The organism is Lutibacter agarilyticus (assembly GCF_900188235.1).
Classification (GTDB): domain Bacteria; phylum Bacteroidota; class Bacteroidia; order Flavobacteriales; family Flavobacteriaceae; genus Lutibacter; species Lutibacter agarilyticus.
On record NZ_FZNT01000010.1, the window covers coordinates 97,687 to 117,656 of the forward strand.

23 protein-coding genes are annotated in these 19,970 nt (G+C 29.7%); 18 read left to right on the forward strand and 5 right to left on the reverse strand.

Annotated features, from left to right (window positions below):
- Nucleotides 1–26 precede the first annotated feature (26 nt).
- From CHB67_RS15210 to CHB67_RS15230, 5 genes are read left to right on the forward strand one after another with little or no spacing between them, the layout of a single operon-like run.
- Entirely contained in the window at nucleotides 27–866 is an 840-nt protein-coding gene (locus CHB67_RS15210) for a phytoene/squalene synthase family protein (RefSeq protein WP_089382655.1), read from the forward strand.
- A complete protein-coding gene (locus CHB67_RS15215; RefSeq protein ID WP_089382656.1) occupies nucleotides 866–1,366 on the forward strand; it encodes a hypothetical protein in 501 nt (166 codons plus the stop codon). Before CHB67_RS15210 ends, CHB67_RS15215 begins: the two co-directional genes overlap by 1 nt.
- Complete coding sequence (locus tag CHB67_RS15220; protein WP_176461299.1) at nucleotides 1,366–1,803, forward strand: sterol desaturase family protein; 438 nt, start codon at nucleotides 1,366–1,368, stop codon at nucleotides 1,801–1,803. Before CHB67_RS15215 ends, CHB67_RS15220 begins: the two co-directional genes overlap by 1 nt.
- Nucleotides 1,800–2,498, forward strand: coding sequence for a lycopene cyclase domain-containing protein (locus CHB67_RS15225; protein WP_089382658.1), 699 nt, complete (start codon nucleotides 1,800–1,802; stop codon nucleotides 2,496–2,498). Before CHB67_RS15220 ends, CHB67_RS15225 begins: the two co-directional genes overlap by 4 nt.
- Nucleotides 2,499–3,782 carry a cryptochrome/photolyase family protein gene (locus CHB67_RS15230; RefSeq protein ID WP_089382659.1) on the forward strand — a complete coding sequence of 428 codons (1,284 nt, stop codon included), beginning with the start codon at nucleotides 2,499–2,501 and terminating at the stop codon, nucleotides 3,780–3,782. It abuts the gene before it with no gap.
- On the opposite strand, the gene CHB67_RS15235 is transcribed toward CHB67_RS15230, so the two are convergent.
- The 5 genes from CHB67_RS15235 to CHB67_RS15255 form a co-directional block, all read right to left on the reverse strand.
- Nucleotides 3,779–5,194, reverse strand: coding sequence for an SDR family oxidoreductase (locus CHB67_RS15235; protein WP_089382660.1), 1,416 nt, complete (start codon nucleotides 5,192–5,194; stop codon nucleotides 3,779–3,781). The genes CHB67_RS15230 and CHB67_RS15235 overlap by 4 nt on opposite strands.
- Complete coding sequence (locus CHB67_RS15240) at nucleotides 5,195–5,812, reverse strand: flavin reductase family protein (RefSeq protein ID WP_089382661.1); 618 nt, start codon at nucleotides 5,810–5,812, stop codon at nucleotides 5,195–5,197. It abuts the gene before it with no gap.
- On the reverse strand, nucleotides 5,812–7,125 hold the full coding sequence (locus CHB67_RS15245; RefSeq protein ID WP_089382662.1) for an ABC1 kinase family protein: 1,314 nt from the start codon (nucleotides 7,123–7,125) through the stop codon (nucleotides 5,812–5,814). Before CHB67_RS15245 ends, CHB67_RS15240 begins: the two co-directional genes overlap by 1 nt.
- Nucleotides 7,126–7,143: 18 nt before the next feature.
- Nucleotides 7,144–7,599 carry a CAP domain-containing protein gene (locus CHB67_RS15250; RefSeq protein ID WP_176461300.1) on the reverse strand — a complete coding sequence of 152 codons (456 nt, stop codon included), beginning with the start codon at nucleotides 7,597–7,599 and terminating at the stop codon, nucleotides 7,144–7,146.
- A gap of 77 nt (nucleotides 7,600–7,676) precedes the next feature.
- Nucleotides 7,677–8,336, reverse strand: coding sequence for a TetR family transcriptional regulator C-terminal domain-containing protein (locus tag CHB67_RS15255; protein ID WP_394335361.1), 660 nt, complete (start codon nucleotides 8,334–8,336; stop codon nucleotides 7,677–7,679).
- A 172-nt stretch (nucleotides 8,337–8,508) separates the two neighbouring features.
- Here CHB67_RS15255 and CHB67_RS15260 point away from each other — a divergent pair, with 172 nt between their 5' ends.
- From CHB67_RS15260 to CHB67_RS15320, 13 genes are all read left to right on the forward strand, one after another.
- Entirely contained in the window at nucleotides 8,509–8,922 is a 414-nt protein-coding gene (locus CHB67_RS15260; RefSeq protein ID WP_089382713.1) for a 6-pyruvoyl trahydropterin synthase family protein, read from the forward strand.
- Entirely contained in the window at nucleotides 8,885–9,586 is a 702-nt protein-coding gene (gene folE / locus CHB67_RS15265; protein WP_089382665.1) for a GTP cyclohydrolase I FolE, read from the forward strand. The genes CHB67_RS15260 and folE overlap by 38 nt, the downstream gene beginning before the upstream one ends.
- Before the next feature lie 3 nt (nucleotides 9,587–9,589).
- On the forward strand, nucleotides 9,590–9,811 hold the full coding sequence (locus CHB67_RS15270; RefSeq protein ID WP_089382666.1) for a hypothetical protein: 222 nt from the start codon (nucleotides 9,590–9,592) through the stop codon (nucleotides 9,809–9,811).
- Nucleotides 9,812–9,820: 9 nt separating this feature from the next.
- On the forward strand, nucleotides 9,821–10,504 hold the full coding sequence (locus CHB67_RS15275) for an SDR family NAD(P)-dependent oxidoreductase (protein WP_089382667.1): 684 nt from the start codon (nucleotides 9,821–9,823) through the stop codon (nucleotides 10,502–10,504).
- A gap of 100 nt (nucleotides 10,505–10,604) precedes the next feature.
- Nucleotides 10,605–11,087 carry a glutathione peroxidase gene (locus CHB67_RS15280; protein ID WP_089382714.1) on the forward strand — a complete coding sequence of 161 codons (483 nt, stop codon included), beginning with the start codon at nucleotides 10,605–10,607 and terminating at the stop codon, nucleotides 11,085–11,087.
- Complete coding sequence (locus tag CHB67_RS15285; RefSeq protein WP_245813571.1) at nucleotides 11,080–11,547, forward strand: TspO/MBR family protein; 468 nt, start codon at nucleotides 11,080–11,082, stop codon at nucleotides 11,545–11,547. The genes CHB67_RS15280 and CHB67_RS15285 overlap by 8 nt, the downstream gene beginning before the upstream one ends.
- Before the next feature lie 4 nt (nucleotides 11,548–11,551).
- Nucleotides 11,552–12,037 (forward strand): SRPBCC family protein, encoded by a 486-nt coding sequence (locus tag CHB67_RS15290; protein ID WP_089382668.1) that lies wholly within the window; start codon nucleotides 11,552–11,554, stop codon nucleotides 12,035–12,037.
- Between the two features lie 30 nt (nucleotides 12,038–12,067).
- The gene (locus CHB67_RS15295) at nucleotides 12,068–12,574 is read left to right on the forward strand and encodes a CIA30 family protein (protein WP_089382669.1); all 507 of its coding nucleotides are present in this window, start codon (nucleotides 12,068–12,070) and stop codon (nucleotides 12,572–12,574) included.
- Complete coding sequence (locus tag CHB67_RS15300; protein ID WP_089382670.1) at nucleotides 12,571–12,933, forward strand: hypothetical protein; 363 nt, start codon at nucleotides 12,571–12,573, stop codon at nucleotides 12,931–12,933. Before CHB67_RS15295 ends, CHB67_RS15300 begins: the two co-directional genes overlap by 4 nt.
- Before the next feature lie 6 nt (nucleotides 12,934–12,939).
- Nucleotides 12,940–14,061 (forward strand): vWA domain-containing protein, encoded by a 1,122-nt coding sequence (locus CHB67_RS15305; RefSeq protein WP_089382671.1) that lies wholly within the window; start codon nucleotides 12,940–12,942, stop codon nucleotides 14,059–14,061.
- A complete protein-coding gene (locus tag CHB67_RS15310; protein WP_089382672.1) occupies nucleotides 14,030–15,529 on the forward strand; it encodes an AAA family ATPase in 1,500 nt (499 codons plus the stop codon). Before CHB67_RS15305 ends, CHB67_RS15310 begins: the two co-directional genes overlap by 32 nt.
- Nucleotides 15,530–15,935: 406 nt before the next feature.
- Nucleotides 15,936–19,466: a pyruvate:ferredoxin (flavodoxin) oxidoreductase gene (nifJ, locus tag CHB67_RS15315; RefSeq protein WP_089382673.1), complete on the forward strand. Its 3,531-nt coding sequence runs from the start codon at nucleotides 15,936–15,938 to the stop codon at nucleotides 19,464–19,466.
- 67 nt (nucleotides 19,467–19,533) lie between these two features.
- Nucleotides 19,534–19,917, forward strand: a complete 384-nt coding sequence (locus CHB67_RS15320) for a HEPN domain-containing protein (protein WP_176461301.1) — start codon at nucleotides 19,534–19,536, stop codon at nucleotides 19,915–19,917.
- Nucleotides 19,918–19,970 lie beyond the last annotated feature (53 nt).

Below are 19,970 nucleotides of genomic sequence, written 5' to 3' on the forward strand. Positions count from 1 at the left end.
TACAACTACTAACTAAAAAAATAATTATGAAACAATTGTATGATCAAGTATCTTTTACTTGTAGTAAAAATGTTACAAAAAAATACAGTACATCTTTCTCCTTGGCGGTAAATATGTTATCTCCAAAAATTAGAGAGGGAATCTACAGTATTTACGCTTTTGTGCGTTTTGCTGATGAAATTGTAGATTCATTTCACGACTTTGAAAAAGAAGAATTACTTAATGAATTTGAACAAAATTATTACAGGGCATTTGATAAAAACATAAGTTTAAACCCTATTTTAAATTGTTTTCAGTTAACTGTAAAAAAATACAATATAACCGATGATTTAATTCAGTCGTTTTTAAAAAGTATGAGAGCTGATTTAAAAAAGGAAACTTATGAAACCGTTGAAGAGTACAATGACTACATTTATGGTTCAGCCGATGTTGTTGGTTTAATGTGTTTAAAAGTTTTTGTGAATGGTGATGAAGAAAAGTACGAAAGCCTTAAAAAACCTGCAATGAGGTTAGGTTCTGCATTTCAAAAAGTAAATTTCTTGCGTGATTTGAAGGATGATTATGAGATACTTCATAGATCTTATTTTCCAGGTGTAAACTTAAAAGAGTTAAGTGTAGAAGAAAAAGCTGAAATTATAGCTGATATTGAATCCGATTTTAAAGCGGCTTTTGTTGGAATAAAAAAATTGCCTCTTGAAGCTAAATTCGGCGTTTATACAGCTTATGTTTACTACAGGAGGTTGTTGAAAAAATTGAATAGTACACCTTCAAATGAAATTTTAAATACACGTATTAGAGTGTCAAATCCAATGAAGATTAGTTTATTAGCAAGATCATTTGTGGTTTATAAATTAAATTTACTGTAATGAAAATTTTACTTTTTTTATTTATTTCTGTATTTTCATTTAAAACTTCTCCAGTTGTAGAAGAGGTAAGAAATCAGTTTCCTGAAATTTCTTCGGAAGAACAAGCGGATAATTTTATAGAACAATTAACTAAGGATGCTTCCGCCGAAGCTAAAAGTTATATTGCTGCTATGAATTTTATGAAATCTCGCTTTGTTAAAAATCCTTTTACGAAACTGAAATATTTTAAAATTGGTAAAAAAGAATTAGATGCTGTAATTTTAAACAATCCTAAAAATATTGAAATGCGGTATATTCGTTATTTAATGCAGAAACAAATTCCAGGTTTTTTAAACTATAGCGATAATATTGAAGAAGATTTTAAATTGCTTTCAACTCAATTAGTTGAAAGCAATTATAATAATACGTTTAAGCTTAAAATAATTAACAATATGTTATTGGTGAGTAATTTAACTGATAACGAAAAAGAGATATTAACTAAATTAGAAACTAACATATAATGTTTGCATTAATTACCTTAGGTACTTTTTTATTAATGGAGTGTGTAACTTGGTTAACACATAAATTTGTAATGCACGGTTTTATGTGGTATTTTCATGAAGACCACCACCAGCCACGATATCAAAATTGGTTTGAACGTAATGATGTGTTTTTTATCATTTTTGCCATACCAAGTATTGCGTTGTTTTACTTTGGTGTGCAAGGCGGTTTAAACTATTTATTTTTTATTGGTTTAGGAATTATGTTGTACGGAATGGCTTATTTTTTAGTACACGACGTATTAATTCATAGGCGTTTTAACTGGTTTAATAAAACAAATAATGCATACTTAAAAGGCTTAAGAAAAGCACACAAAGTTCATCACAAGCATTTAGGAAAAGAAGAAGGTGAATGTTTCGGTATGTTATATGTGCCATTTAAGTATTTTAAAGTATGACCTATTTATATTTATTGATTAACATAGCAAGTTTTTCAGTACCATTTATATATAGTTTTGAAAAAAAAATGCGCTTTATTCAATACTGGAAATCAGTATTTTTAGTAATAATTTTAGTCGCAATTCCTTTTTTAATTTGGGATGTAATTTTTACTAAAAATGGAGTTTGGGGTTTTAATCCTGCATACTATTTAGGAGTAACTATTTATGGTTTGCCTTTAGAAGAAATCCTTTTTTTTATATGTATTCCGTACGCCAGTATTTTTACACATTACGCTTTTCAATATTTTTTTAAAGACACTCAATTATCAAATAAATTAACACGTTTTATAACGGTTAATTTGTTAACAACAGCAGTAATTGTGTTAGTTTTTAGCTTTCCAAAAGCATATACCACGGTTAATTTTAGTCTTTTTCTTAGTTTAATGATGTATGCTTTGGTTGTGAAAGATAAAATTTTAAACCGTTTTTACATTACGTTTTTATTGGTGTTGGTTCCGTTTTTTATAGTGAATGGTTTACTTACAGGTAGCTTTATTGAAGAGCAGGTGGTTTGGTATAATAATGCTGAAAATTTAGGTGTTAGAATAGGAACTGTTCCTGTTGAAGATACTTTTTATGCCTTTAATATGTTGTATATGGCTTTAATTTTAATTGAAAAATTCAAGCCGAAATTCAAAAATAAAATTGTTTAAATGAAAAAAGAAGTTGCTGTTTTTTGGTTTCGAAGAGATGTGCGTTTAAAAGATAATTGCGCACTTTATCATGCGTTAAATGCTAACTATGAAGTACTCCCAATTTTTATTTTCGATAAAGAAATTTTGTCAGAACTACCAAAAAATGATCCTCGTGTTCAATTTATACATCAAACTTTACAAGATGTTAATAACCAATTAAAAAAAGAAAATACTTCGTTATTGATATTGAATGATACTGTTGAGAATGCCTGGAAATTTATTTTATCTAAATTTAGTGTGAAGCAAATTTTTTTCAATAGAGATTATGAGCCTTATGCGCTTCAAAGAGATTCAAAAATCACAGAATTATGTGAAAATTTAGGAATTCAAGTTTTTTCGTATAAAGATCAGGTAATTTTTGAAAAGAATGAAATCACTAAACAAGATGGTGAACCTTATACCGTTTATACACCATATAAAAATAAATGGTTGGCCAAATACAACCAAAGTTTACCTAAAAATTACCCTTCCGAAGAATTGTTGAATAAATTTTTGAAATCTACTTTCGAGTTTCCTACGTTAGCAACTATTGGTTTTGTTAAAAGTGCTATTGAAGTGTTGCCCATAAATGTAAATTGTATACCAGGTTATAATCTATATCGTGATATTCCTTCTGTAGAAACTTCAAATCTTTCTGTGCATTTAAGGTTTGGTTTGGTTAGTGTTCGTAAATTAGTAGCGTATGCCCATAAAACTGAAGCGGTATTTTTAAGCGAGTTAATTTGGAGAGAGTTTTTTATGCAGATTTTATGGCATTTTCCAAAAGTTGTAAATAATAACTTTAAATCTAAATACAATTTTATTCCTTGGAGAAATAATGAAGAAGAATTTGAATTATGGTGTCAAGGTAAAACAGGTTACCCTATTGTTGATGCAGGTATGCGGCAATTAAATCAAACGGGATACATGCATAATAGAGTAAGAATGATTGTTGCAAGTTTTTTAAACAAACATTTGTTAATTGATTGGCGTTGGGGTGAAGCCTATTTTGCTAAAAAGCTTTTGGATTATGAATTGTCTGCAAATAATGGAAATTGGCAATGGGTTGCGGGTACAGGTTGCGATTCGGCTCCTTATTTCAGAGTTTTTAACCCAACTACGCAACAACAAAAATTTGATCCAGATTTTGATTACATTAAAAAATGGAATCCTAACTACAAAAATATACCAGAAATAGTGGAACATAAGTTTGCCCGTTTACGCTATTTAGATATTGTAAAAAAGTCTTTGATTCAAAGTTAAACTAGTTTAGAAATCATGCCGTTAAAAACAAACCAATGAAAAGGTGTAACTGCATACCAATACAATCTGCCTGCAATGCCTTGAGGTCTAAAGGTGGCGGTTTGGTACAATATATTGTCTTCAATTTTAAATTCTAGCCAAGCTTCTCCAGGAAGTTTCATTTCAGCATATAGTAATAATTTTTTAGCTTCTTTATTTGCATAAATTACGCGCCAAAAATCTAGCGAATCGCCATTATTTAATTCTGTAGGATGCGTGCGTCCGCGTCTTAAGCCAATTCCTCCAAAAAACTTATCAAAATAGCCTCTTAATTTCCATAAAAATGTTCCGTAATACCATCCATTTTCACCTCCAATAGACCATATTTTAGTTAAAGTGTAGTCTACATCTGTTACGGTACGTTGTTTTATATCAGTAAAGCAGCCATATGTAGGTACGTTTATATGTTCGTGTAAATCACTGTTTAACTCACTGCTTATAAAGGAATCTTTCCAGCTAGAAACAATACTGTTTTGTTCAATTTTTACAAATGCATTTTCTACAGCTTCTTTATAAGGTATTGGTGTTATGTTGAGTAATTTATTGATATTACTAGGATTTCCTATAATTTCAATACCCATACTATTTACCAATGAAGCAGCTAGTTTATAGGAGGTTGATGTAACAAAATACAACCAATAAGAGGATAATTTTGGAGTCATTATCGGAATGGTAATAATACGTCTTTTTAAACCTCGTATGCTTGCAAATTCCAACAACATTTGTTTGTAGGTAAGTATTTCTGGGCCAAAAATGTCAAATGATTTATCAAATAAATCTTTATTGTTAATAGCTCTTTGTAAAAAAGTTAAAACATCCCTAACGGCTATAGGTTGTGTTTTAGTGTTTAGCCATTTTGGAGCTACCATAATAGGTAATTTTTCAACCAAATCTCTAATAATTTCAAAAGAAGAACTTCCAGACCCAACAATAATACCGGCTTTAAATGTTGTTAAGGCGTAATTTTTTGACTGTAATTTTGTTTCTACATTTTTTCGAGATAATAAATGTTTTGAAAGTTTTGTATCGTTTGTAATACCGCTTAAATAAATAACCTGTTTTGTTGAAGTGTTTTCGATATGTTTTTTAAAATTTTCAGCACATTTTTCTTCAAGTGTATGAAATTCAGTTGATGAATTAGACATAGAATGAATTAAATAGTAAGCAATCTCAATATTACTAGGAATGTTTTTTAAACTTTCAGGGTTTAAAAAATCAACTTCTACTAGAGTTATATTTTTATGGTTTTTAAAACTTTTAGGGGCTCTATCCTTGTCTCTTACAGTGCAAACAATAGTATGGCCATCATTTAATAATAACGGAATTAAGCGTTTTCCAATATAGCCTGTTGCTCCTGTGACAAGAATTTTCATTTATTTTATAGGTCTTTGATAGTTAAAACGTTCTTTTAATTGGGGAATGGCATACCCATTTAACCCGTTTATGGTAGCGATTTGTCCTTCTGATAAATTAATGAAACCATCATTGTGTAAAAGTTCATCTTTAATATACAGTCCTTGTATTTCGCCAATTACAAGTTTGGTGTTATTTGCTTTTATATCATACGCTTCAATATATTTCAAAGCTAATTGAATAGGGCAATCTTTAACAAAAGGCGCATAAAAACTATTTTTATAATCAGTTTCTAAATTGGTAACATCAAATTCAGAAATGTCTTTTTTGTATTTAGCCGATGTATGGTGTGCGTCTTTTAAAATGTTATTGTGGATGTGATTTATAGTAAAAAAACCAGTTTCCATAATATTATCATACGTATTTCTAGGGGCTGAAGTTGGTCTTAAAATAAAACCTAATAATGGAGGTTCAGAGCCTAAATGTATTACTGAACTAAAGATAGCTACATTTGTGTTGCCAGTTGCTGATTTTGTAGCAATTAAATTCGCCGATTTATACCCTGCACAACTGTTAATTAGGTTAATTTTGTACAGGTGTTCTAATTTATTGATTTCTTGATTGTTAAGGTAAATCATTATAAATTTTTAAAATTGTTGATGCTCACTTTAGTTGCTTTTAAATCGAACATTAAATTATACAATCCAAAAAAGGTTCGGTTAATGTATATAAAATGCTTAGAACCCCTGTTTCCATTCATTTTTTTAAGTTCAGTGCTTTTTGAATACCGTTCTCCTAGTTCTGCAATTTGTTGAAAGAAATTAGGATCTGAAAAATCAAATATTTCTTGGTGGAAAGGCTGTGTAAATAAGCTTAACATATCATGAAACATGGCTGTGAAAAATGCTATTTCTTCAAGAGAATCATCAGCTCTTAAAATTTCTAATTCTATTAATTTTTGTTGAAATATTTCAGGATTATTGATGTTTTCTTTTTTAGCTAATTCAAAATATGGAATATAAAAATCATCAGGAATAGTTTTCATACAGCCAAAATCTAGTGCAATTAAGTTAGCTTCTTTTGAAATTAAAAAGTTACCAGGATGTGGATCTGCGTGTACTTTTTTAAGGGTATGAATTTGATACATGTAAAAATCCCACAATGCTTGACCTATTTTGGTTGATTTTTCAGCATTTGTATTGTGCGCTGTAAATTCTGATAAATGTTCGCCTTCCATCCAGTCCATAGTTATAATTCTTTCCGAAGAAAATTCTGAATAATACTTAGGAAATTGTAAGTTAGGAATGTGAGCACAAGCTTCAGAAATTTCTTTACTTTGTTTCATTTCAATTAAGTAATTGGTTTCTTCAATTAATTTATCTTCAACTTCTTTAAAATACTTATCAGAATCTTTTCCTTTAATATTAAACATGCTTATAGCAATAGGTTTTACCAAAGTAAGATCACTAGAAATGCTATTTGCAATACCAGGGTATTGAATTTTTACAGCTAAGTTTTTACCGTTTTTTACTGCTTTATGAACTTGACCAATACTTGCTGCATTTACAGAGTTTGCATTAAAGGTGTCAAATATTTCACTGGGTGCTTTGCCAAAGTATTTTTTAAATGTTTTTAAAACTAATGGTGCTGATAATGGAGGAACAGAGAATTGCGATAAAGAAAATTTTTCTACGTAAGCTTGCGGTAAAACACTTTTTTCCATGCTTAACATTTGAGCTACTTTTAGGGCGCTTCCTTTTAATTTTTTTAAACCATCGTAAATATCTTCAGCATTATTTTTGTTTAATTTTTCTTTAGCTTCATCTTCAGTGTTTACTAATTTATCACCGTAATATTTTAAATAATTCATACCAACCTTTGCGCCAGTTTGTACTAGTTTTGAGGCTCTGTGAATTTTTGAAACCGGAATTGTATCTATAGTTTTTAGCATAGTTGTATGTTTTTAAGTTTATCTTATTATGAATATGTGAGTGAAAAAATTTTTCCCCTTAGCGTTTTGTTTGATTGAAATTCCAAAATGAGTGTATTTTTTATCTTCAATAACTTTTTTATGTTTACCACTGTTAAGCCAGGCTTGAAAAGCACTTTTGGCTGTAGTATATCCAAATCCTAAATTTTCCCCAATTGCTTTTGCGTTAGCTTTAGCCATTAGTTCTTGATTTCTTTTTGGAAAATTTTCATGACTTAACCTTCCTGTTTCAGCCATAAAATTTGAGTGCGACTCTGCAACTTTTGAAATTAAATTCATTCTTTCTAAGGAGTTCAGCCCTATTGAAGATCTATAATTATTTACTAAATCAAGTATCTCCAATTCCATGTTTATGTATTCAATACTATTTTCATTTAGATGATCAATGTAAATTTCATCGTCTTCATTTGTACAAGAAGAAAATAATAACATCATTATTGTAATGAAAAGGAGGTTGAATTTTGTTTTTTTGATTGGAATTCTTTGGAAATACATTTTAAGAGTGTTTATAATTAAAAATTTAAATTCATTTTTTCTTTATATAAAAATTTTCCTAAGTCTATAATACTTTTAAAAGGAGTGGTGTCTATTATATCGAAGCTTGTGTTGACGGATTTCTCTATAAATATGTCTGTTTTTTCAAAAGAGGCTGAAGAATCGTTTAACCAAAATTTAATGGTTATTAGTAATTGAAGCCAAGCACTTTCTTTGATGCTTTTTTGTTGAATTTGAGCAAGATTTTTTTGTTTTAAATCAATAGTTTCAATTTCTAACGAATCAATATAAGTAGTAAAGCTATTTTTAAGTTCAGAAAGTGTACTTAATTTTTTAAGCTGCATAGAGTCTGCATTAATAACAGCACTTACATAACTTCTATTTGCAGTTAAGTTTTCAAAAAAGGTATAGTAAAAACTTAATAATTTATTTCGGGCATCAAATGTTTGGTAATCTTTACTTTTTTCTAAAACACTTATGGTGTTTTCATAAAAAGCATTAAAAATTGATTTCTCAACTGCTTCAAATGATCCAAAATGAGCATAAAATAAAGCTTCTTCAAATTTATTTTCTTTAGCAAAAGCATAAACAGTTGTTGGTTTTGTATTGTTTTCTAGTACAAAGTTCATGTACATTGTTATAATTTCTATTGCATTTATTTTTTTATTTGACATAATATATGTGTTTTTAATTCTGTTTAAATTATTTAAATACAAATTAAACAAAATAAATTGATAAAATTTATTATTGGTTATGTTAAAACTTTATTAAATCATAAGTAAAATCAATAGTGATGTTTTTGTGGGTTGATTTTATTGTTTAACTTTGTATATGTAAAATATGAACAAAATGAATTATAAGGTTGCTGTAACAAGACGAGAACACTTTAACTCGGCACATCGTTTACATAATGTAAACTGGTCTAATGAAAAAAATGCAAGTGTATTTGGAAAATGTAATAACCCAAACTTTCACGGACATAATTATGAGTTAGAAGTAAAATTAATAGGTACAATTGATGAGGATACGGGATATGTGATAGATACAAAGCACTTATCAGATCTTATTAAAATTAATGTGCTAGATAAATTTGATCACAAAAATTTGAATTTAGATGTTGAAGAGTTTAAAGTTTTAAACCCAACAACTGAAAACATTGCTATGATTATTTATATGATTTTAAGACCTCTTATTGAGGATAAATACGAATTAAAAATTAAGCTTTATGAAACACCAAGAAACTTTGTTGAATTTCCCTACTAACGGAAACAAGCTAAATGGCTTTAGTTTTGATGAAATAGGAGACGATCATTTATATACAGGTATTGATACTCCTTTAACTAAAGATGCTTTTAAATTATCAGATGACGAAAAGAAGGATAAAATTGCAGGTTTATTTGCTGAAATTATGCAAGTAATGGGCTTAGATTTAACCGACGACTCTTTAAATGGTACTCCTAAAAGAGTAGCTAAAATGTATATTGATGAAATATTTTCAGGTTTAAATCCCGAAAATAAGCCAAAAATTGCCTTGTTTGAGAATAAATACCAATACAGTCAAATGTTAGTTGAAAAGAATATTCAATTTTATTCTAACTGCGAACATCATTTTGTCCCAATTTTTGGGAAAGTACACGTAGCTTATGTGTCTTCAGGAAAAGTAATTGGGCTTTCTAAAATAAACCGAATTGTACAATATTTTGCAAACAGACCACAAGTTCAAGAACGTTTAACCAATCAAATTGCGTTGGAATTAGCTTCGGTTTTAGAAACCGATGACATTGCAGTTATTATTGATGCTAAGCATTTGTGTGTTGCTTCAAGAGGAATTAAAGATGATTCTTCAGCAACAGTAACTAGTTATTATGGAGGTATATTTAATAAGCCAGAAAAAATTGTTGAACTTCAAAATTATTTAAAACAGTAAATTATGGATTTAATAAATGAAGCACTAAGGTACGAGCAACAAAAGCTTTCATTAAAAACAACTAGCGATAGAATTGTTGCCTCAAAAAAATTAAAAACCTTAATTTTAGGATTGAATGAGATTTATAAGAAAACTAAAAATCCTGAATTGATGGATATTATGAAACGCCTAACCGTTATAAAACGGAAAGTTGAAAAACGTTTAAACTTAAGAATTACTATTTAAAATTCAACAATGAAAACAATTGTAATTATTGGTGGAAGCAAAGGAATTGGGAAAGCAATTTCACAGCTAGAACTAACAAATAATAAAGTAATTAATATTAGTAGATCAGATCCTGAATTCTATCATCAAAATTTAACACATTATAATTGTGATATTTTGATTGATGAATTACCCGATTTAGAAACTATTGATACGCTAATATATTGCCCTGGAAGCATCAATTTAAAGCCTTTTAATAGATTGAATTTAGAAGATTTTAAAAACGATTATGAAATTAATTTCTTAGGAGCTGTTAAGGCCATTCAAAAATATTTACCTTTATTAAAAGAGTCTGCTAAACCATCGGTGTTATTATTTAGCACTGTAGCGTCTAAATTAGGAATGCCTTTTCATGCAAGTATTGCTTCGGCAAAAGCAGCTGTAGAAGGTTTGGTGAAATCTTTGGCGGCAGAATTTTCACCAACAATTAGAGTAAATGCGATTGCACCAACAGTTACTAATACAACATTAGCGTCTAAGCTTTTGAGAAATGATAGATTGAAGGATCAAATGATTGAAAGACACCCTTTAAAAAAATATTTGCAACCAGAAGAAATTGCTGAAATGGCTTCTTTTTTAATTTCAGAAAAGGCAGGGTCAATGTCTGGTCAAATAATTGAAATGGATTGTGGTATTACCACTATTAAAAGTTAAAAGATAATTAAAATAGATATAAATGAAAATTATAGCAACAATTACAAGTTTATTAGTAGCCGTATTTACACTTAACTTTACAAATAAAACGTCAAAAACAATGGGTGCAACTTCTTCAATTTATGATATCGAAATCAATAGTATTTCAGGAGAACCTATCAATTTAGGTGATTTCAAAGGAAAAAAAATATTAATAGTGAATACTGCTTCAGAATGTGGTTTTACAGGGCAATACGAAGATTTAGAGAAATTATATAAAACGTATAAAGATAAGTTGGTAGTTATTGGAGTTCCTTGTAATCAATTTGGAGGTCAAGAGCCAGGAACATTTACTGAAATTAAAACTTTTTGTGAAGTGAATTATGGAGTTACTTTTTTATTGACTGAAAAAGTTGATGTGAAAGGTGAAAACCAACACCCTTTATATGCTTGGTTAACTAAAGAAGAAATGAACGGCGTTAAAAGTTCATCGGTAAAATGGAATTTTCAAAAATACTTAATTGATGAAAATGGTGCGTACATAGATTATTTCTATTCGATGACAAAACCTATGAGTTCAAAAATCACAAAATATTTTGAGTAAAAAATTTAAATACATATTGTTATTTATAGTGCTGAATTTTGGAGCGTTAGCAATTGGTAGTTATTTTATGAATAACGGTCCTTTAACGGATTGGTACTTAGCATTAAATAAGGCACCTTGGACACCACCGGGTTGGGTATTTGGAGCTGCGTGGTTTTCAATTATGATTTGTTATTCAATATATATGGCAAATTTAATTTTGAAATGTAAACATAAATATCTTGTTTGGTTTTTGTTTTCAGTACAATTTATTTTAAATGTTTCCTGGAATTATCTATTTTTTAATAAACATTTAATATTCGAAGGCTTTTTAATTATCTCAAATTTAACGCTTGTTGTTGGTTTCTTTTTATTCGGTTTTAAAAACAGACTAAAATTAACATCATTATGGATTGTTCCTTATTTTGTTTGGTTGTTGTTGGCTAGCTCTTTAAACTTATACATTATTATTAATAACTAATTTTATGAAATTTTCAACGAAAGGAAAAGTATATAGGTTGTCGTCAACACAACGGTTACCAATTTCTATGGATGATGCTTGGGATTTTTTATCTAACCCAGCTAATCTAAAAGAAATTACACCAAAATATATGAGTTTTGATATTATTAGCGGAGCGGATAGACCAATGTTTGCCGGACAAATAATTCAATACATTGTAACGCCTATTTTGGGAATTAAAACAACTTGGGTTACAGAAATTACGCACGTGGTTGATAAAGAATATTTTGTAGATGAACAGCGTTTTGGTCCATATGCGCTTTGGCATCATAAGCATTTTATTAAACCCGTTGAAGGCGGAGTTGAAATGGAAGATATTATCGATTATAAAGTGCCGCTTGGTTTTTTAGGAAGATTGGTTCATCCAATTTTGGTAAAACCTAAGTTAATAGAAATTTTTAACCACAGAACAAAAAAGTTGATAGAGCTTTTTGGTGAAATTAAAAATTAAGAAATGTTTATCTTAAATTATATAGCAATTATGGCAGTTACAATAAGTACCAGTTTAACAATTATTGATTTTAATAAAAATACCAGTCTTATAGGTTGGCGTGTAGTTGATGATGTAGTTATGGGAGGGCAATCAAATGGTGATTTTAAATTAAATAATGAAGGTCATGCAGTTTTTTCAGGAACTGTTTCAACAGCTAATAATGGTGGATTTTCATCTTTAAGACATCGTTTTGATAAATTAAATATTTCTAAATTTGAGAAGATAAAGATTCGAGTAAAGGGTGATGGTAATAAATATCAATTTAGAGTAAAACCTAATCAGTTCAATCAGTTTTCGTACACTACTTATTTTCAAACTACAACAGCATGGGAAACTATTGAAATAAAATTAACCGATTTAATACCTACTTTTAGAGGTAGAATATTAGATATGGATAATTATAAAGGAAAAGAATTGGAAGAGATAGGTTTTTTAATAGGGAACAAGAAAAACCAAAAATTTCAATTGCTAATAGATAGTATTATTTTAGAATGAAATCTCGACCAATAATTCCCAATGCACAAATATTAGATAAAACAAAAGAGCTAGAAATATTTCAAAATGAAACACTGCGCCCAATCATAAAATCGTTGAACAATTTGTTATTCGCTTATTTTCAGAATTATACTGAATTAAAGAAAATCGCAATTAAGAACTATACAGAGGAACAGAAAAGTAAATTTATTACTGTTGCTTTTTTAAAAGATCAACAACTAAAAAATGAGCTAAAAGGATTTATAATAGGTCATTTTTCTGTTGAAGAGTATGTTTTCTACAAAAAATCGACTAAAGATATCAATAAAAGAATTTTAGGTATAGTAAAACAGCGCATTTTAAGTTTTTATGACATTTAGAAAGTTATGAGTAAAAAAATAAATAGAACAGGTTTTAAGTTTACACCATACGAGGCGAAAGAAAAAAGTCCTTTTGAGATGTTGTTCGAAATTTTCAAAGAATTAATTACGCATACTTCTGGAGATTTTGATGAAGCTATTGAGTGGTTAAAAATGTTAGACAAAGAATACAAGCTTACGACTGATGCATATACTATTGATGATTTTATTGAAGACTTAAAAAATAAAGGCTATTTAAAAGAAACCATTACACCAGATGGCAATTCTAAAAGTAGTATTACTGCAAAAACAGAAAGAGCCATTCGTAAAAATGCATTAAATCAAATTTTCGGAAAGCTTAAAAAAAGTGGAGTAGGTAATCATAAAACAAAAATTACAGGCTTAGGAGATGAGCATACAGGCGATTATCGAAACTTTGAGTTTGGAGATTCGTTAGATCGTTTATCAGTTACTGAAAGTTTAAAAAACGCCCAAATTAATCACGGTCTTGGAAGTTTTAAGTTAACCGAACAGGATTTAGTGGTGGAAGATACACATCATAAATCTCAAATGAGTACTGTATTAATGATTGATATAAGCCATAGTATGATTTTGTACGGTGAAGATAGAATTACTCCTGCCAAAAAAGTGGCAATGGCATTAGCAGAATTAATTACCACCAGATACCCTAAAGATACCTTGGATATTTTAGTGTTTGGAAATGATGCTTGGCCCATAAAAGTAAAAGATTTACCTTACCTACAAGTTGGGCCTTACCATACAAATACAGTTGCTGGTTTAAATTTGGCAATGGATATTTTAAGACGAAAAAGAAATACAAATAAACATATTTTTATGATTACTGATGGTAAACCGAGTTGTTTACAAATGCCCGATGGAACATATTATAAAAACAGCAATGGTTTAGATAAATTTATTGTTGAAAAGTGTTACAACATGGCAGCTCATGCTAGAAAATTACATATTCCAATCACAACTTTTATGATTGCTCAAGATCCATATTTACAATCTTTTGTAGAGAAATTCACTGAGTCAAATAGGGGGAAAGCTTTTTATACAGGATTGGAAGGTTTAGGTGAAATGATTTTTCACGATTATGAAAATAATAGAAAAAAAAGAATTAGATAATATGTACACTACTATAAAAACTATAAAAGAATTAAAAGCAACGGGTTATACTTCAAAAAGCATAAAAGATGAATTACGGGCTAATTTAATTGAGAATTTAAAAAACAACAAAATCTCTTTTAAAGGTATTCACGGGTACGAAAACACTGTAATTCCACAATTAGAAAGGGCAATACTTTCAAAACATAATATCAACCTATTAGGATTGCGTGGACAGGCTAAAACAAGATTAGCACGTTTAATGGTGCAGCTGTTAGATGAATATATACCGGTAATTGAAGGTTCTGAAATAAATGACGATCCTTTAAATCCAATCAGTGTTTTCGGAAAAGAGCAAGTTTCTAAATTTGGGGATGAAACAAAAATCTCTTGGTTGCATAGAATTAACCGTTTTTACGAAAAATTAGCAACACCCGATGTTACTATTTCAGATTTAATAGGAGATATTGACCCTATTAAAGCAGCTAATTTAAAATTAAATTATGCTGATGAAAGAGTGATACATTTTGGGATGATTCCAAGAGCCAATAGATGTATTTTCGTAATTAATGAATTACCTGATTTACAAGCCAGAATTCAAGTGGCATTATTTAATATTTTAGAAGAAGGTGATATTCAAATTAGAGGTTTTCAATTAAGAATGCCCTTAGATTTACAATTTATTTTTACAGCTAATCCAGAGGATTATACAAATAGAGGAAGTATAGTTACACCTTTAAAGGATAGAATAGGTTCTCAAATATTAACGCATTATCCTGAAAACATTCAAATTTCAAAAACCATTACAACTCAAGAAGCCAAATTACAAACCAATAGAGCTTGTGAAATTTACATACCAGAAATTGTGAAAGATTTAGTTGAGCAAATTGGTTTTGAAGCACGTGATAGCGAATATGTAGATAATAAAAGTGGTATTAGTGCACGTATGAGTATTACAGCGTATGAAAACTTATTAAGTACCGCAGAGTATAGGTGTTTAAATTCAGAAGAAAAAAATACCACTGTTCGTTTTAGTGATGTGTTAGGTATTGTACCTGCTATTACAGGTAAAATTGAGTTGGTTTATGAAGGTGAACAAGAGGGCGCAGCTTTTGTAGCTGAATCTTTAATAGGTAATGCAGCTAAAACACTGTTTGCAAATTATTTTCCTGAGATTAAAAAATTAAAGCACGAAAATGAAGAAGATCCGTACGGGGAAGTATTAGACTGGTTTTTTGAGAATGGTTCTTTTGAATTAATGGATGACGCTTCTGAAAAAGATTATAGTACAATTTTAAATAGTATTACACCTTTAGATGCTTTAATTAATAAATATTTGCCCGATAATGAATCTAAGGACAGCCTGTTTATAAAAGAATTTGTTTTGTGGTCTTTGGTTGAAAATAAAAAATTAAATAAACAACGCATTTCAAAAGGATTTTCTTTTAGAGATACATTTGGAGCTTATTTATCAAATTTAGATATGTAAATATATTATTTATAAATTCATTCTAAGTGCTTATCGAGCTAAATGTTTTAGATATTTTCATCATTATTTTTTAATTTTTTATTGAATTCAAAAATAGTTTTTTAACAAAACAGAACCTTTTTTTGTGTTAAATTAGAAGGTTGAAGTTTTGTTATTATTGTTACATGGAATTAGTTAATTGGTTAACCAGATAGGTTAACCATCTGGTTTTCAATTTTTAATTTCATTTATTTTTAATCTTTCTAAATAAAAATCGGTCTATTTTTGCTGACATATATCATCCTAATTCTTACATAAAACGTATAATTTTACAATATTAAATCGAATAGTCGAATTATATAGTTTACAAGGTTTCTCTCTTTTTAGTAAAGATTTTGTAAACTATTAAGTATAAATAGAACGTAAAATGAAATCAGAAAAAACGAAATTAATTTGTGATGCTAATGAGGCAGTAGCCATAGTTGCACACAAAACAAATGAAGTCTGCGCTATTTACCCAATTACACCTGCTTCACCTATGGGTGAGCATGTTGATGTTTATAGTGCTAAAGGGCAAAAAAACATTTGGAACGATGTTCCAAGAATTATTGAAATGCAAAGTGAAGCCGGTGCAGCAGGTACTGTTCATGGGTCTTTACAAGGAGGAGCATTAACAACTACATTTACAGCATCACAAGGTTTATTATTAATGATACCTAATATGTATAAAATGGCTGGTGAATTACTACCAACTGTAATACATGTTGCAGCAAGAACTTTAGCAACGCATGCGTTATCAATTTTTGGTGACCATTCAGATGTAATGTCTGCTCGTCAAACAGGTTTTTCAATGTTATTTGGAGGAACAGTTCAAGAAGCACACGATTTTGCATTAATCTCTCAGGTAGCTGCTTTAAAAAGTAGAGTTCCTGTCATGAATATTTTTGACGGTTTTAGAACTTCTCACGAAATTTCTAAAATTGATGCTATTTCTGACGAAACTATAAAAGCAATGATGCCTGAAGAGGAAATAATGAAACATAAAAAGAATTCATTAGATCCTGATAATCCAGTATTAAGAGGTACTGCTCAAAATCCAGATGTATTTTTCCAAGCGCGTGAAGCTTCAAATAAATATTATGAAGCAGTTCCTGAAATAGTACAAGATACTATGGATGAATTTTATGAGCACACAGGAAGAAAATATAGCTTATTTTACTATGTAGGTCATCCTGAAGCTGAAAAAGTGATAGTTATCATGGGATCTGGTCAAGGGCCGGTAATGGAAACTATTGATACTTTAGTTGAAAAAGGAGAAAAAGTAGGAGCTTTATTTGTACGTTTATATCGTCCATTCTCAGTTCATAACTTTATTGAGCAAATGCCAAAAACAGTTAAAAAAGTAGCTGTTTTAGATAGAACAAAAGAGCCAGGAAGTACAGGTGATCCGTTATACTTAGATGTTGTTACATCGTACGTTGAAATGGGTGAAAGTATGCCAACTATTGTTGGTGGTCGTTATGGTCTTTCTTCAAAAGAATTTACTCCAACAATGGTAAAAGGTATTTTTGATGAACTAGAAAATAATTCTCCAAAAAATCACTTTACTATTGGTATTAATGATGATGTAACTTTTACGAGTTTACCTTATGCTCCAGATTTCCAAACTAAAAAATCTACATTTAACTGTATGTTCTACGGTTTAGGTTCTGATGGTACTGTTGGTGCAAATAAAAATTCAATTAAAATTATTGGTGAAACTACAGATAATTTTGTGCAAGGATATTTTGTGTATGATTCTAAAAAAGCGGGAGCTCAAACAGTTTCTCACTTACGTTTTGGACCAGACCCAATTTATTCTTCATACTTAATTAATACAGCAAACTTTATTGCTTGTCATCAATTTAGCTTTATTAATAAATACGATGTATTAGGGCATATTAAAGAAGGAGGAACATTCTTATTGAACTCTCCTTACGATAAATATAAAGTTTGGACTGAATTACCAGGTGTAATGCAACAAAAAATAATTGATAACAATATCGATTTTTATGTGATTGATGCAACCAAAGTAGCTCAAGAAGCTAAATTAGGTAAACGTACAAACACTGTATTACAAACATGTTTCTTTGCTATTTCTGGAGTACTTCCAAAAGACGAAGCTATTAAGAAAATTAAAGAAGCAATTGTAAAATCTTACTCTAAAAAAGGAGATGCAGTAGTTCAAATGAACTTTAATGCGGTAGATAAATCATTAGAAAACTTACAAAAAGTTGAGTATCCTCGTCATACAACAAATAAAGAAGGTTTATTACCTATGATGACAGAGAATGCTGATGATTTTGTAAAAGAAATTTTAGGAACAATTTTATCAGGTAATGGAGATTCTCTACCTGTAAGTGCTTTTGCAGCTGATGGAACATTCCCTACAGGAACAACTCAATATGAAAAACGTGGTATTGCAGATGCTGTTCCAACTTGGGATGATGCTGAAGGATGTACACAATGTAACAAGTGTGTTAACATTTGTCCTCACGCAGCAATTAGAGCTAAAGTAGTTTCTAACGACTTATTAGAAAATGCACCAGAAGGATTAAAATATGTACCAGCTAAAGGTAGACCGTTTGATAAAGATACTGAAAGCTATATTTTACAAGTTTCTCCAGAAGATTGTACTGGATGTGATCTTTGTGTACAAGTTTGTCCAGCAGAAAGTAAAGAAGTTGAAGGTGTTTTTGCAATTAACTTACATAAAAAATTAGAAGTTGAAGCAGTTGAGATTCCAAACTGGGATTACTTTATTGACTTACCTGATTACGATAGAAAATTACTTAAAACAAGTACGGTTAAAGGTTCTCAATTCTTAGAGCCATTATTCGAATTCTCAGGAGCTTGTTCAGGTTGTGGTGAAACACCATACATTAAATTAATTACACAATTATACGGAGATAGCATTATGATTGCTAACGCAACAGGATGTTCTTCAATTTATGGTGGTAATTTACCTACAACACCTTATACAACAAATAAAGAAGGTCGTGGTCCAGCTTGGGCTAACTCTTTATTTGAGGATAATGCAGAGTTTGGTTTAGGTATGCAATTAGCGTTAACTAAAAAACAAGAAATTGCTGCAGTATTATTAAAAGGTTTAGAAGATAAAGTAGGAAGTACTTTAGTAAATGATATTATTTCAAATACAGAAGAGACTGAAACTTTAAAAGAATTGAAGTTAGATCATATTGCTGAATTAAATGAAAAATTAGAATCAATAGACACTCTTGAATCTAAAAAATTAAGAAATTTATCTGAATATTTACGTAAAAAAGCTGTTTGGATCTTTGGTGGAGATGGTTGGGCTTACGACATCGGTTATGGTGGTGTAGATCACGTATTAGCATCAGGTGAGAATATTAATATTTTAGTAATGGATACTGAAATTTATTCTAACACAGGAGGTCAGGCTTCTAAAGCAACACCACTTGGAGCAAGTGCTAAATTCGCAATGAATGGTAAAGCAAGTAACAAGAAAAGTTTAGCTTTACAAGCAGTATCTTATGGTAATGTTTATGTAGCTCAAATTGCAATTGGAGCAAAAGATATGCAAACATTAAAAGCAATTGAAGAAGCTGCTGCATATCCAGGGCCATCAATTATTATAGCATACTCACATTGTGGAGATCACGGTTATGATTTGAAGTTTGGAGCTCAACACCAAGAAAAAGCAATTGAAACTGGTTACTGGCCATTATTTAGATTCAATCCATTAGCACCTAAAGGAAAGAAATTTAAATTAGATTCTAAAGCACCTTCAGCACCATTAGAAGAGTTTATGTATTCTGAAACTCGTTTTACTAGAGTTGTAAAAGAAGATGCAGAACGAGCAAAAATGTTGTTAGAACAAGCACAAGAACAAGTTGATGTTCAATGGGAGCGTTTAGAGCTTTATAAAAATTTATAATTAATCACAATTTTGAAGTGCCAAGTATTTTATGTATACTTGGCACTTTTATTTAAAATATATAACTATGATAGATGGAGATTCAAGGTCAAAAGCATTTTTAAGTGAGGCAGATAAAAATTTAGAATTGGCTAAAGAAGAATTAATGAAGCCTTCAGAAGATTTATTAGGTTTTTCTGTTTGTAAAAATTCACAATTTGCAATTGAAAATTATTTAAAAGGTTTTTTGCTGAAAAATAATGTTGAAATTAGTATGGAAGATACGATGGCTTCTTTATATGAAAAATGTGTAAATATTGATCCTGATTTTAAAACCATTGAAATGAGTGCAATAGCTTGTAAAGGGCATACTATTGATTCTCGTTACTGTACAGATATTAACACAGTAAGCGCTTGTTTTGATACAGCAGACACAATTGATACTTATTTTAGAAAAAAAAGTATTTTATAAAATACCGTGGTTTATTTCGTTTGAAAAGGTGAAAACTTACTGTACATTTGCTT